Origin of the sequence: Nitrososphaera sp., from assembly GCF_013388945.1 — an archaeon.
GTDB lineage: Archaea > Thermoproteota > Nitrososphaeria > Nitrososphaerales > Nitrososphaeraceae > Nitrososphaera.
Genome location: NZ_JACAEH010000022.1, coordinates 1 through 13,315, shown reverse-complemented (window position 1 = coordinate 13,315; position 13,315 = coordinate 1). Strand labels below are relative to the sequence as shown.

Genomic DNA, 13,315 nt, shown 5'->3' with positions numbered 1-13,315 from the left:
TGAAAAGCGCAAGGAATTCCTGTACGCCTTGCTGAGGGACAAAAAGATTCAGAACCTTATTAAGGAAGACAGGATTGATGAAGCTAAAAGCGCCACGCTTGAGCTGTTGCGAAAATGGGTGATGAAAAGCAAATGACGGCCTCTGTCGGGACGCAGGATCTTTCGCTGCCCGTGCAGATCGTCAACGCAAGGGTGACGTACAAGAACGCCCCAATACACCTTCTTGAAAAATTCACGTTCAAAGACCCCGAGTCCGCGCACAGGGCATTCATGGAAGCCGGCGCCGATGAGTGCGTCATCATCCAGACGTGCAACAGGGTAGAAGTTTATGCTGCTGCAAAAAGCCCCGACGAGGCCAAAGTGCTGCGGCAGTGGGCCCAGTCTGCAGGCCTGCAGGAAAAGGACCTTGCAAGCGTCGAGGTCGACGTGGGCAAGGACGCGGTCATGCACCTCATGAAGCTGGCGTCAGGGCTCGACTCGCTTGTGGTTGGCGAGGACCAGATACTCGGGCAGGTCAGGCGCGCGTTTGAATACGCAAGGTCGAACAGCTATGCAAGCGCAAACCTTGCGATGATATTTGACAGGGCGCTCAAGGTCGGAAGCAGGGTAAGGACCGTGACCGGCATCAACAAGGGCAACGTGTCCATTGCTTCTGTTGCAGTCAACCTTGCAGACGAGTACTTTGACGACATGAAGGCAAAGAAAGTGATGCTGATAGGCTCCGGAGAGGCGGCGTCGCTTGTGGCAAAGGTGCTCAAAAGGCGCGGCGTCGATTTCATGATAACAAGCAGGACCTATGACCGCGCAAGGTCGTTTTCAGAGACGGTGGCAGGCACGCCCGTCAGGTTTGAAGACGCAGTGGCGATGTTCAACGAGCTAGACCTCGTGTTTGTCGCAACGACTGCGCCGTATTTCCTGATAACTCACGAGAGGATGGAAGCGGCAATGAAGGACCGCAAGGGCGCAGTCATGATATTTGACCTTTCAAACCCGAGGACTGTCGACGAAAAGGTCGCCACGATACACGGCGTGAAGCTGATAAACATGGACCAGATTGCAGAGCTTGTAGAAAAGAACGTGCGCTCGCGCATGAAGGAAGTCATATCGGCAGAAAAGATAATCGACGACGAGATGAAGTCAGTCGACAGCATGATGAAGAGGCTCAAAGCCGAGCCGGTCGTCGTGTCGGTGTTCAAGAGCGTGGACCAGATCCGCGAGCGCGAGCTGAAAAAGGCGCTTTCGATGCTTGCCAAGTCAAGCCCCGAGCAGGAAAGGATAATCGAGCAGCTCTCCTACGCCATCGTAGAAGGTATACTGTCGACCCCCATGAACTACCTGAGAAAGGAGATAGAGGCAGGCGGCAGGGAGAGCGAAGAGCTGATGAAGATAGTGGCCAAGTTGTTCCAGTATGACGACGAAAAAGTCCAGTGACGGCTTTCCTGACGTGAGGCTCAGGCGGCTTCGCAGGACGCAGGCAATCCGCGACCTTTTCCAGGAGACCAGGTTATCCCCAAGCAACCTGATAGCGCCACTGTTCGTCCAGGAAGGGCTCAAAAAGGCGCAGGCGATAGCGTCGATGCCTGACATAAGGCGCCTTCCGCTTGCAGGGCTTGCAAAAGAAGTTGAAGAATTGTCGGACCTCGGCATAAAATCAATCATACTTTTCGGATTGCCAAAAGAGAAGGACGGCAAGGGCTCGTCGGCCTTTGACGAGAAGGGGATAGTGCAGAAATCAGTGGACGAGGTGCGCAAGCACTTTGGCGACAAGGTCGCTGTCATTACCGACGTCTGCTTGTGCCAGTACACGTCGCACGGCCACTGCGGCATAGTTTCGGGAAACAAGATAGACAACGACAAGAGCATCGACGCGCTTGCCAGGGTTGCGGTAAGCCAGGCCCGCGCGGGCTCTGACATCGTCGCGCCGTCGGCGATGATGGACGGCCAGGTGCAGTCCATAAGAAAGGCGCTTGACGACGCGGGGTTTTCAGAGACCGCTATCATGAGCTACTCTTCAAAGCAGGCGTCGCCGCTCTTTGCGCCTTTCCGTGATGCAGCGCACTCTACGCCGGAATTTGGCGACAGGCGCTCGTACCAGATGCCCTATGCAAATTCCCGGGAAGCAATGAGGGAGATAGAGCAGGACATTTCAGAGGGCGCCGACGCGATAATAATCAAGCCGGCCATCCCAAACCTCGACCTCCTGTACCAAGCAAAGAAGGCGACGAACCTGCCGATATGCGCCTACAGCGTGTCAGGCGAGTACGCGCTGATAAAGGCGGCAAGCATGGAAGGCTGGGTAGACGAAAACGCCGTGATGACAGAATTTTTGACTGCGATAAAGCGCGCAGGCGCGGACATGATAATAACGTACCAGGCCAAAAAGATGGCAGAGCTTCTGTAGATGCACGTTTTTATTCGCGGAAAGGCTAGACAGAATTGATGTTTGCGGCCGACTCGGGATCCGAGCGTGCGACCACGATTGAGGAGTACCAGAACACATGCACCGAGTTCATCACCGACATCAGCAAGGACTACTCCGACTGGGTCGACCGGTATAGCCTTGGCGACGACGAGAGCAGGAGGCGCAAGGCAGTCATTCAAAACGTCGTGAAAATGACCAACGAGTGGATAAACAGGTTTGGCACGACGATAAAGAAGGTGGACATCATAATGAACGACGGCGTCAACAAGATGGCCGAAAACACCGCCGGCTACCCGTTCAAGTACGACGTGTTTGTCAATAATTCAAGGCACTACACGACGCACCCGGTCGGCGTCGTGAGGGTCAACCTGAAGGCCATGCCGCGGCCTGGGAGGCTGATGCGCGTGGGCAACTACCAGAAGGACCAGCTGTTCTTGATAAGTTCAAGCTCGCCGGTGAGCTTCTCGCTGAGCAGCGCGAGCATGACGCCGGCAGACGTTCTTGACGACTATGTCATAATCGACGCAAAGAGCTGCCAGAAGCACGACGTGATTTCCATAACCGCAGTGGTCGAAGAAATAGAGAAAGACTATGTCACTGAAAGTCGCGGATATTCCACGCTTATTCTGCTCACGTGAGCAAGACATCTTTAAATTACCTAGCAACATCGACATGCTCTAGTGCGACGGTCGTCCAGTTTGGTCTAGGACATCAGATTGCCAATCTGGTAACCCGGGTTCAAATCCCGGCCGTCGCACCATTTATCCAGCGCTTCCGCATGCGCAGAACCCGAACTCGTCTATGCGCTTGCCGCACTTTTCGCACTTTTCCCCGTACTCCACTTCCCACGCCCTTTTTCCATAGATCTGGTAGTGCGTGTCGTCTTCCTTTGGGAATTCCTCGTCTGCCATGCTATCTCACTGGCTTTTTGGCGTTTGACTTTATAATGACAAGCGCCCTTTCAGCCGCGTCCTTCTTTGGGAGCTGTATCATAAAGACGTTCTGCGAGTTTGAATACGTGTTTTCGCTCGGGGCAAGTCCCAGCATCCCGCTTTCTGCAAGCGCCTCGAAAAACTCCAGCATGTCGTTTGCATAGAGCAAAAAGTTTTCTTCAAAGTCTGTGCCGGCAAACTTGACGTTCAGGTCCACAAAGACATCCTGCCCGTCGTAAAAGATGTCAAGCATCGTGTCTGCTGACACCCTCTTGCCGTAGACCTTGTTCAGCATCTCGTCGTATTTTTTCGGGCTGACAAGCACGCATGGGACTTTACCGCCTGCAAACTCGACAAGCGTTGCGCCTTCCTTGTGCAGGTTGGCCTTGAACTCCTCGAGCGTGGCAAAGTGGCGCTTGGGCATCCGCTATTACCTGCGCAACAGGGCAAGATAACCTTTAGCAGATGCGTATGGACTTGGCAAGCATCAGCGCACGCTGCGAGTCGTCTTCCATCAGCTCACTGTTCTTGTACTTGTTGCTGAAGTAGATGAGGTCTATCATCTTGCACCGGTCCATTGTCACGACTGCGCTTCCGTTTGTTCCAGCAGATGTGTTGGCGTTTGTCAGTATCACCAGTTTATCGACAAAGCCCGTCGTCTTGAGCGTGTTTGATATCTGCTCAAAGCTCTTGGCATGGTCCTGGTTGATGACTATTGCTACCGCCACCTTTGTGCCGTACGGGTCTGAGAACATCACGTCAAAGCCCGAGCCGTTTGCCTTCTGCGGCTTGGCTACAGCTCCGACTTCGTGTGCATAGTTTACCAGGTTGCGCACCGCGTCCTTGACGCCTGATTCAAGCGTGGTTATGTCGCTGCAGTTCCTGCGGATTTTTATGAAGTCTGAAATCGGCACGTCCATGACGCTTCCGCGGATGCGCAGGCCCGGATACACGTTCTTTATCGTGTCGTCAAGTGCCTGCTCGTCTATGGTGGCGCAGTCGCGCTTGCCCGCATTTTCAACTGCATGGTACATTATGTTGAGCATAGACCGGACGTTGCGAAAGTCCGAGAACTCGTCGTAGATTACCTTCACTTTGGCGGCCAGGTCCTTTTCCTCTTCTGGCGTGAAGCACTTGGTGGCGTCGTGGTGGCGTATATACTCCATTATGATGTCAAGTATCTCCTCGTAGGTGTTCGAGCCTGCAAGGTCGACCTTGTAGTTGGCCTTTTCAAGCCGGTCAAACACCGACGCGTTTGCCTGTCTTATCTCGTTGTACGACGACGGCGTGAATATCAGCATCAGAGCTGCCGCAGGTATGTGCGCGTTTATCACAGCCTTTACAAACTCTGTAGTCTCCCTGTCTGACTCGAACTCGTCCAGCTGGAAGACGGTTATGCGCTTCAAAAAGCGCAGGTTGAGCGACGCAAGGGCCGCGAGGCTTGCGATGATGTCTTCAAGGGTCGACACGTTCTGCGCGTCCGCCCTGAACTTGCCTTCCACTATCAGCTTCAGTATCGTGACTTCGATTGGCGTGAACTCTTTAGCAAGCACCTGCGACAGCGCCGAATAGTTTGGCGTCATGGCGTTGTGCAGCACAAGTTCTGCCTTGTCCTTGAGGCTCCTGCCAGAGATAGAGTCCATAAAGCCATAGTTGAACACCTTGCGGGCGGCAGAGTCGCGCTCGCCCTTTTCGCAGACGTGCATGACGACTGCGCGCCTTATCTTGGCGATGTATTCGTCTGTGAATCCTCCAAGCATCGCGGCATACAGGCTGTGCATGTTCTTTGGCGACACGACTGAAAGGTCCACGTAAGAAGTTACCGTGGTGTCCTCGACCTCCTTGAGCCCCTTGATGTGGAGCGCAAGGTGCGTCTTGCCAGAGCCGACGTCCTGGATTACAGTCAGCAGTCGAAAGTCCTTGTCAGTGGCAGTCCCTGCACCAACCTTTCCGTGTAGGTCTGAAAAGCACGACAGAACGGCAGCCTTGGCTTCCTTGTGGCGCCTGCCGCCGAGTATCTGCGCGTCAAGCAGTGTAGGCGTCGGGCTGCTCGGGTAGGGGTTCTTTTCCAGCCTGTAAGGATACACCTAGATGCACCTCACAAAGCCGTGAAGCAGGCCCCGGACCATCACGCCCTCGCCACCGCCGGTGGATAGCTCGTACTTGTCCTGGTACTGGCCCGTCAGCTCGCCGACGAGGCGGTAGAACTCGTCGCCTGAAAGGCCGCACTTGGCGCACACGTCGCTCTTTATTTTCGCAAGCTCGACCCAGCCTATGGACGACGCCGAGTTTGCGAGCGCCGCGTCAAACGCGACCTTGAAATCAGAAACGCTGACTGCCCTTGTCGGCGCGGCAGACGCCTGCGCCGTTGCAGTGCCGCGCTCAGTCACCAGCCTTGCCAGGTTTGAAATGTTGCCGGCAAGAGTCTCTATTGCGCGCGCAACTTCCTTTGACGAGCTGGAAACGGTCTCGTCAAGTGACTTTATCATGTCGTAGGTCAGCTTGAACCTCGGGTCCGTGTTCAGCAGGCTCTGTACATAGTGGCTCTTGTGGAAGCAGTAATAGGCGCTCCCGCGCTTGTCGACGAAAACCTCGCCCTTGCTCACCAGCGCCTCAAGCGTCGCGTCTATCTCTCCAAGCTCCTTGCGCAGATCAGCCTTCTTGGCTCCGGCCGACCCCGCAGAAAGGATCTTTTTAATCAGTCTTTCCTCTGCGGTCATGAGGTAGACGGCCTAAATTGTTATTTAAGTCCAAGAGCAACTTTTCGCTGCACTCTGGGTAAAAAAATTTACACAGGTGTCGAACGCAGGTTAATATCTCTGGCCCTCAAGCTTTTCTCTGGGATGATGATAACTCTTGTCTGCACTATGATGAAAGCACTAGGGTATCTGACCGTTATGATTCATCAGACGTGAGAAATGAGAGGACCGGTGTCCGGCTTTTACAGGCTAAATGATTGAGGCATCTCACAAGAAATAGTTTAGTGCACATGTTTGGATCTTCCGGAAAAGATATAGTCTTAAGCAAGCATTGAACTATGTTCATGAGGGTCCTCGACGACAGAGAACCGGATGATACTATGACTCGTGTATTCCTAGGTCTCTTATTGTCTGCGAACATTGTAGTGGGGATTTTGAGTCTAGCACCAGTTGCTGTGGCGGAAGTTGGGGACCTTGCGTTGAAGGACTTGAAGCTTTTTGATACAAATAACAACAGTGTGGAATCAATAGACATAGACTCCCTTGCGTACTTGTCGGTATCCCTACATAATAACAAGAGTGTTATGCTACCATATATTGTGGTTTTTGAGATACGAGATGAAAATGGATATACTTCTTCCATAAAGTGGCAGAAAGGAGAACTACCGAGTTCAATTACGACGTTTGCTCGCATATCTTGGACTCCTGACTCGAGCGGAATGTTTGTTGTGCGAGTGTTTGCAGTCAGCGATTTTGAAGAGCCTATAGTTCTGTCAGATGTGATATCGAGAACGATTGAAATAAAATATCCCGAAGTTGAGGAATCCCAGATAGACCTCGTATCCATTCCTGACTCAAGGACTGATAAATTAGGATTAGAATCGCTCAGAGATTATGCCTTGAAACGCATTAACCAAGACAGAGCTAAGTATGGTCTTTCTCCCGTAACCTTGAGTGAAAATGCCGCCGCTCAGGAGCATGCAAATGATGTATTCTCAACGAGAATAATCTCCCATTGGATGACAAACGGAGAAAAACCATACATGACGTATTCCAGACACGGAGGTCTCGGCGCCGTGACGCAAAATGTTGCTACGAGCGGGTATGTAGAATCATACGAAGATTGCATTCAGGGAAAGAATTGTGCAAAGATAGATCCTCTCGAATCGATTGATAAACTTGAGAGGCTTATGGTTTATGAAGATGAGGCCTGCTGCAATAATGGTCACAGGGACAATATCCTTGACAAGTATCATACACATGTAAGCATTGGAATCACTTTTGATGACTACTTTTTCGTAATAGTCCAGAATTTTGAGAATCAATATTTTCAATTCGATTCTCCTCGACTCGAAGGTAACAGTGTTCGCATAAACGGCAAGGTTCACCAAGAACTCAGTGTTCCGATGGAAGTATACAGGGATCCGAAGCCTACTGCTTCAGAATATGAGGCGCACAAGGATGATAATTCGTACGGCCTTGGCGAATTACAGGGTTGTGTGACCACCGTATACATTTCGGATAGCACACTGCATTGTATCGAAACAAGTACAGGTCGCATTCTTCCATTCTACTTTGCGAGCAATTGGATGGTGTACAGTCGCGGAGATTATATCCAAATCGATATTTCGATTCCGATTAGAGAAATTGCTCCAAAGCCTGGTGCATATACGATCGTACTTTACCTGTATGATAATGCAGGAGAGAAATTTGAGGCATTAACCTATTCCTTCACAAGGTGAGTGGAGGGAGTATCTGACCTTTCACGTATGAACGGTGGCAGCCTCTTCCCGTTTGTGCTTTGCGCTTGCCACCTTCATGGCGGCAAATATCGAGAGTATCACCGCTATCCACGCGCCGGCGATTGCGAGGTTCGTGGGGCTGATGTAGATGAAAGGTATCGCTTCTTCGAGGTTCTGCTGCACCAGAAGAGACGACGCGTGCATGTCTGCCATAGCCATGCTGTATGCTTCTGTGTGAGGCTCGGCAGACGAGAGCTCGGCAGAGCGCGCAAGCATCGTGTCAAGCTGCATGTGAAGTATGGCAAAGTCCGTCCGGGGCGTCGGGAAGAGCCAGACAGGGTTGCCCTTCTCGGGTATCAGCTTTTGTGCAAGGCCGGCGTATTCTGCAAGCTGCTGAGGGGTCTGCGCGGTCTCGGCCCTTGAGAGGAGCCCCAGGGCTTCGTTCAGCGGGTAAATGTAAGCGAAATAGCCATAGTACGCAAGGCCTGCGCCGATTAGCAGGAAAGCAAGCGTGCCTGGCAGCAGGATTTTCTGCCCCGCAGTCTTTTTGTGCTGCACGACAACTGTTGCGGACTTGCGCCTGCCCTTTCTCTTGCCAAACTGCGAGTGTGCAATGGTCAGGTAGGCGACATAGATGAAGCCAATCGTCGGAACGGCCATCAGGGGGGCGTACGCGCCGTTGCCCGAGAATATCGCAATGAATATCGAGATGACGCCGTATACTGCAAAGAATATTTCTAAAAGCGTCGTCCTCGTGAACGGCAAAACATACTCTTTGCCGCGCCAGTCCTGGCCCCTGTGCACGATGCCGAACTTGGGCGTGCGCAGAAACTCGTTCTTGCGCCCGAACATGGCGTCAAACACTGCCACTGAATTGTTGACAGTCATCCCTGCCGCAAAGAAATTCAAAAAGAAGAACTGCTTTGCCTTGCCTTTCCACTCTTTCTGCCAGACCTTGTTTATGACTGCAAGGTAGCCGCCGGGCCCAAGGGCGATGTACACGGCGCCGACTGCAAGAGGCGCCCAGTCGCCCTGGTAAAGAGTGAAGTCCATCGCAAGGAGCATCGGGAATATCAGAAACTGCGCAAGGAAAAGCGGGTTTACAACGTGCCTTGTCATGTGGACCATCGCCTGCATCTTTGACTCTGGCGTCACCTTGCGGTTTACCATAACGTCAAAGAGCAGCTTCTGGGCGACCTGTATCGAGCCCTTTGCCCACCTGAATTGCTGGCGTTTTGCCGCGTTCATCTGCACCGGAAGTTCCGCGTCGACCACAAAGTCGTCGAGGAACTTGCACTTCCAGCCCCTCATCTGGGCGCGGTAGCTCAGGTCCATGTCCTCGACAAGCGTGCCGATGTGCCAGCCGCCGGCGTCCTCTATGCACGACTTTCTCCAGATGCCTGCAGTCCCGTTGAAGTTGAGTATTATCTGGTTCTGGCTCTTTGCCCTCTGCTCTACCAGAAAGTGGATGTCAAGCGAAACTGCCTGCGCCCATGTCATCGTCGAGTAATCTTCGTTGACGTGGCCCCACTTGCACTGGACAAAGCCCATCTTGGGGTTGTCAAAGTGTCCGAGCAGGTGCTTCAGGAAATTAGCAGGCGGTATAAAGTCCGCATCGAAGATGGCGATGAACTCGCCGGTTGCGCTCTTCATGCCCTCCTTGAGCGCGCCGGCCTTGTAGCCGCGCCTGTCTGTCCTGCGCACGTGAACAATGTCAAAGCCCTTGAATCTGTATTCGTCGACGATGGAGCGGATGAGGTCTACCGTGTCGTCGTCAGAGTCGTCGAGCACCTGTATCTGCATCTTTTCTTTCGGGTAGTCTATCGCGCACACGGCGCTTATGAGCCGGCGGGCCACGTACTTTTCGTTGTATAGTGGCAGCTGTATAGTCACAGCAGGAAACGTCGCCAGCGGCTGCTGTTTTTGCCGGGGGCCTTTCCTGTTCTTCGAGTGGTATGCAAGGTAGTAAAAGTTGAGCGTGTAAAGCATGATTATCCAGGAAACGATGATGAACACTACGTACAGGAATGGTCCTGGACCGTACATTACCATGGCTAGTGCAATATGCTAGACTTGCTATTTATAGGTAATCGGGTCAGGCTCTAGCCGCTCTTCTGGAATATCTTTATCGCCTGCGGAGGGCAGACGTTCTCGCACGCAAGGCAGAATATGCAGTCTTTTTCTCTTGCCATGAACGCCTTCTTTTCTGAAGCAGGGTGGCCCGGAGTCTCGAGCCACTCGTAGACGTTGACAGGGCAGGCCTCTATGCAGGCGCCGTCAGCGACACAGATATCGAAATCGACGCAGACGTTGCTGCCCCATATGCCTAATTGTCCGGGAGCGTCAGTTGGGCCCCAGACCGCTATTCCTCTGAATTTGCCCACCTGCTGCCTCTTGGACTTGAAGCCTGTGTCTATCGGGCCTTCCACCTTCGAATAGTTGGTGCCAGTTCCAGAAAGCGAAAACGTGGTCTCGCCTCCACCTGCTGCCGGCGCGGCAGGAGCTGCCATCGCAGGCGGCGGAGCCGCGCTTGCCTTTGGCGCTGCGGCTGCCGGAGCTGCCGCGGGTTTAGCGGCAGGGGCAGCCATCTGGGCCGCGCGCGTTTTTTGCCTCTTGACAACGCACAGTTGATCGTGAACCTCCTTCATGCTCTGCAGGGTGCTCGGGTTGCCGTGCACCAGGAGCGTGCCGCAATCCTGGCAGACGTATTCTGTTATTGTCTCGGACACGGCGTACTGTTGGATTGTACCTTATTTATTAATTATCCATTAGCAGCCTGACAACGCACATCACCCTGTATCCAAAAATTGCACCATTTTTTCGTGCTTAAAATGGTGCATGGTGCACCATTTCCGCTGGAAAAATATTGTATCAAATGTGCCGAAAAGGTAGCCGTGCCCGGAAGTTAATCTGTCCCTACCTCTTTTCCATTTCACTGAAGACAAGCTCTGCAAGCTTTTCAGCGTCTTCAGCCTGCAGTATCGGGAGTCCAACTGCCTTGGCAAGCTTGGCAGTTGACGCGTCGCCCCCGCCCTTGACAAGTAGCCCGATGAGCAGGTCTATCGGCTCGCAGTCAAGGAGCTTTATCTTTGACTCCATCAGCTTTGTACCGGTGGTTTCGGGGTCAGAATAGGCAAGGAAAGACACCGCTATCCTGCTTCCAGTCCTTGTGCTCCTTGAGATGATGTCAAACTTGTGGAGCACACCTGACTTGCCGAGGATCTTGGTGCCTACCTCTATCTCCATGCCGTGCGCCTGCATCCTGCTCCTGACCATGTTTGCGCAGCTGTTCAGCGTTATCGACTGCTGCAGCTGATCCAGCTGGAGTATGTACTCGCGCGAGTCAAGCCACACGTCTGCCATGATGCTGTGCATGAAGGTGACCATGCCAGTCAGGTTTGTCAGTATGTTGAGCCCGGCGCTCTTGCCCTGGACCGGCATGTTTGAAAAAAGCATCTCCATGCCGTCGACTATCATTATCTGCAGGTCGGTCTGGAACGCAGAGATCCTGAACTCTATGGTGCCTTGCAGCCTGCGCACGATGTCTATCTCGTCGGCGCTTGGAGCCGACAGGACGCGCACCTTCACTCCCCTCTCGGCAAGCGCCCTGAGCACCTCAAGGGCCGCCGGGGACGCAAACGTCGGATAAAAGCTGAACCCAATGAACACCTCCGCCCTGGCAGACGCAAGGAGGGAGAGCATGTTGTCTGTGTATTCCTGCTCGCCGGTGATTATCCTGACAAGCTCTGCGGGCTTGCCTGTTGCAAGCGCGGTCGCAACCGCGGCAAGCTCCGTCCCGGTGAAAAACTCGTTGTTCACTATTGCCTGCATGGCAGAGGCAAACGACTGGGAGTACGTCCACAGCGCGACCTCCTCCTCTGCGCTGCTTGACACGGTTATCAGGACCTCCTCCTCGTCTTTTATCACCATCTTCATCTTGGATTCTGTCTGGTGACGGGCCTCCGCAAAGTCATAGTTCTTGACTATCTCCAGCGCCGGCGCGTCTGCAACCTCTGTCACTATCTGAACTGACACGCCGCGCGTCTTTGCGGCAGACAGCGCTTCGTACACGCCGGAATAATACATCTTGCCCAGATCCTTGACGGTTGTTATCATCGAGATCTTTTTGTCGGCAGATTTTGCCATCCTCGTTATGGCCCTGTGTATCTCCTCGCTCCCCTGAAAGATGCTGAACTTTGTTGGCACCGCCTCCTCTGCGGGTATGTAGAACCTCGTGAACCTCTCCAGTATCGACGGGAACTTTGTCTCGGCCGCTTTCAGCTCTTCCTTGTGCCTGTCGAGCAAAAGCTGAAGCGCTTTTCTCGGCTCGACTGCGATGTAGCTGACAGGCCTTGAGAGAGAGCTCTCGACTATTCCTGCCTGCTTGAGCCTCTCAAGCACCCTGTAGGTGGTCGTCCTGTTTATCTTCAGAGCCGATGAGAGCGAGCTTGCGCGGGCCTTGCCGAGCCTCGCCAGTCTCACGTATGTCTGGGCTTCCACCTCGTCGAGGCCAAAGGCCTTCAGGTCGCTGACAAGCGGGTCTTCAGACACGCCCTTGGATCGGCAGAGTTTGATATAAACTTGTTCGCACAAGTGAACAACCGATTGTTCATGAAATTGAACAAACTAGACAATATTATGCGGTCTGGCGTTTGGAAAGGAGTTGGGCATGCCTTATCCCTGGCTCTTGTTTTTCATGGCTCTACTTGGCATGCTGCCGTTCGCCTCAAGCTCTGCTCCCGCTCAGGTCGAGACAGTCGAATTTCTAGACGGGGTTGAAGAGGGCGCCTCTGCACAGGATTCTGTTTACACTATTGGCACCAACGGTTACTGGGAGGCTGGACCCGTGCTTTTCGTGTACGTTTCTGCCGAGCAGGGAGTGGACCAGGCCGCCGTTGCAAGCGCGGTCGATCTTGTCAACAGTTCCGGCAACACCACGGTGTCAGAGTGGAACCATCTCCTGACTTCGTTTGAAGGCTCGGTACCGACCTTGTCAGTCACGCAGGACGCAAGCCAGGCAAACATCCATGTCATGCTCACCGATTTTGAACATCCTGAAGGCAAGCTCGGCAAGACTAGGCTGTACACCGTCAAGGGCGTCGGGCAGGTCGTGTCAGCGCAAGTCGAGATCTATTCTGCAAGCCGGATGCACAGCCAGGGGTCGCTTGAATACGCGCTAGCGCACGAGCTTGGACACGCGCTAGGGCTCTCTCACTCGACTGACCCCGGAAGCATCATGCACAGCGTGCTGAGGCTTGAAGACGGCGTTGTGCAGAACCACGTCGGCTCTTGCGAGCAAGAAGGATTGTCTGCCCTTTATGTTGACTCTGTAGTTGGAAGCGTCAAGTGTTGACGGGGCTAGCCTGTAGAAGTAGAGTTGCTACCGGTGCCTCCACCTGTTGAACCCTGGTCAGAGCCCGAGTCGTCGGCCGGAGGTTCTTCAGCAGGTGGTTCCTCAGCTGGCTGCTCCTCCGTAGGCTGCTCTTCAGCCGGAGGTTCTTCAGCAGGTGGTTCCTCAGC

At 53.4% G+C, this 13,315-nt stretch carries 12 protein-coding genes and 1 tRNA gene; 6 read left to right on the top strand and 7 right to left on the bottom strand.

What is annotated here, in order from left to right; genetic code table 11:
- Window positions 1-132 precede the first annotated feature (132 nt).
- The 4 genes from hemA to HXY31_RS10865 all read left to right on the top strand — a co-directional run bounded on the left by hemA (window position 133) and on the right by HXY31_RS10865 (window position 3,182).
- Window positions 133-1,431 (top strand): glutamyl-tRNA reductase, encoded by a 1,299-nt coding sequence (gene hemA, locus HXY31_RS10880; RefSeq protein ID WP_292642911.1) that lies wholly within the window; start codon window positions 133-135, stop codon window positions 1,429-1,431.
- Window positions 1,409-2,401 (top strand): porphobilinogen synthase, encoded by a 993-nt coding sequence (gene hemB / locus HXY31_RS10875; RefSeq protein WP_292642909.1) that lies wholly within the window; start codon window positions 1,409-1,411, stop codon window positions 2,399-2,401. The genes hemA and hemB overlap by 23 nt, the downstream gene beginning before the upstream one ends.
- 38 nt (window positions 2,402-2,439) lie before the next feature.
- Entirely contained in the window at window positions 2,440-3,060 is a 621-nt protein-coding gene (locus HXY31_RS10870) for a hypothetical protein (RefSeq protein WP_292642907.1), read from the top strand.
- A 44-nt stretch (window positions 3,061-3,104) separates the two neighbouring features.
- Window positions 3,105-3,182 (top strand) — tRNA-Gly (locus tag HXY31_RS10865).
- Window position 3,183: 1 nt separating this feature from the next.
- Here the strand turns inward: HXY31_RS10865 and HXY31_RS10860 are convergent.
- The 4 genes from HXY31_RS10860 to HXY31_RS10845 are packed head-to-tail and all read right to left on the bottom strand — an operon-like array spanning window position 3,184 to window position 6,074.
- Window positions 3,184-3,333 (bottom strand): hypothetical protein, encoded by a 150-nt coding sequence (locus HXY31_RS10860; protein ID WP_292642905.1) that lies wholly within the window; start codon window positions 3,331-3,333, stop codon window positions 3,184-3,186.
- Between the two features lies 1 nt (window position 3,334).
- Entirely contained in the window at window positions 3,335-3,778 is a 444-nt protein-coding gene (locus tag HXY31_RS10855; RefSeq protein ID WP_292642903.1) for a hypothetical protein, read from the bottom strand.
- 34 nt (window positions 3,779-3,812) lie between these two features.
- The gene (locus tag HXY31_RS10850) at window positions 3,813-5,441 is read right to left on the bottom strand and encodes a hypothetical protein (RefSeq protein WP_292642901.1); all 1,629 of its coding nucleotides are present in this window, start codon (window positions 5,439-5,441) and stop codon (window positions 3,813-3,815) included.
- Window positions 5,442-6,074, bottom strand: coding sequence for a hypothetical protein (locus HXY31_RS10845; protein ID WP_292642899.1), 633 nt, complete (start codon window positions 6,072-6,074; stop codon window positions 5,442-5,444).
- Between the two features lie 323 nt (window positions 6,075-6,397).
- Between HXY31_RS10845 and HXY31_RS10840 the strand changes: the two genes are divergently transcribed.
- Window positions 6,398-7,795: a CAP domain-containing protein gene (locus HXY31_RS10840; protein WP_292642897.1), complete on the top strand. Its 1,398-nt coding sequence runs from the start codon at window positions 6,398-6,400 to the stop codon at window positions 7,793-7,795.
- 21 nt (window positions 7,796-7,816) lie between these two features.
- On the opposite strand, the gene HXY31_RS10835 is transcribed toward HXY31_RS10840, so the two are convergent.
- The 3 genes from HXY31_RS10835 to HXY31_RS10825 form a co-directional block, all read right to left on the bottom strand.
- Complete coding sequence (locus HXY31_RS10835) at window positions 7,817-9,847, bottom strand: glycosyltransferase (protein ID WP_292642895.1); 2,031 nt, start codon at window positions 9,845-9,847, stop codon at window positions 7,817-7,819.
- A 50-nt stretch (window positions 9,848-9,897) separates the two neighbouring features.
- Window positions 9,898-10,212 carry a 4Fe-4S binding protein gene (locus tag HXY31_RS12375; RefSeq protein ID WP_366933099.1) on the bottom strand — a complete coding sequence of 105 codons (315 nt, stop codon included), beginning with the start codon at window positions 10,210-10,212 and terminating at the stop codon, window positions 9,898-9,900.
- Between the two features lie 499 nt (window positions 10,213-10,711).
- Window positions 10,712-12,346, bottom strand: coding sequence for a helix-turn-helix domain-containing protein (locus HXY31_RS10825; RefSeq protein WP_292642892.1), 1,635 nt, complete (start codon window positions 12,344-12,346; stop codon window positions 10,712-10,714).
- A gap of 118 nt (window positions 12,347-12,464) precedes the next feature.
- Between HXY31_RS10825 and HXY31_RS10820 the strand changes: the two genes are divergently transcribed.
- Window positions 12,465-13,148 carry a matrixin family metalloprotease gene (locus tag HXY31_RS10820; RefSeq protein ID WP_292642889.1) on the top strand — a complete coding sequence of 228 codons (684 nt, stop codon included), beginning with the start codon at window positions 12,465-12,467 and terminating at the stop codon, window positions 13,146-13,148.
- The last annotated feature ends 167 nt before the right edge of the window (window positions 13,149-13,315 follow it).

Excerpts from the sequence above, each read along its gene's own strand:
- hemA (WP_292642911.1), top strand. The coding sequence starts at position 133 with ATGACGGCCTCTGTCGGGACGCAGGATCTTTCGCTGCCCGTGCAGATC.
- hemB (WP_292642909.1), top strand. The coding sequence starts at position 1,409 with ATGACGACGAAAAAGTCCAGTGACGGCTTTCCTGACGTGAGGCTCAGG.
- HXY31_RS10870 (WP_292642907.1), top strand. The coding sequence starts at position 2,440 with ATGTTTGCGGCCGACTCGGGATCCGAGCGTGCGACCACGATTGAGGAG.
- HXY31_RS10860 (WP_292642905.1), bottom strand. The coding sequence starts at position 3,333 with ATGGCAGACGAGGAATTCCCAAAGGAAGACGACACGCACTACCAGATC.
- HXY31_RS10855 (WP_292642903.1), bottom strand. The coding sequence starts at position 3,778 with ATGCCCAAGCGCCACTTTGCCACGCTCGAGGAGTTCAAGGCCAACCTG.
- HXY31_RS10845 (WP_292642899.1), bottom strand. The coding sequence starts at position 6,074 with ATGACCGCAGAGGAAAGACTGATTAAAAAGATCCTTTCTGCGGGGTCG.
- HXY31_RS10840 (WP_292642897.1), top strand. The coding sequence starts at position 6,398 with ATGAGGGTCCTCGACGACAGAGAACCGGATGATACTATGACTCGTGTA.
- HXY31_RS10835 (WP_292642895.1), bottom strand. The coding sequence starts at position 9,847 with ATGGTAATGTACGGTCCAGGACCATTCCTGTACGTAGTGTTCATCATC.
- HXY31_RS10820 (WP_292642889.1), top strand. The coding sequence starts at position 12,465 with ATGCCTTATCCCTGGCTCTTGTTTTTCATGGCTCTACTTGGCATGCTG.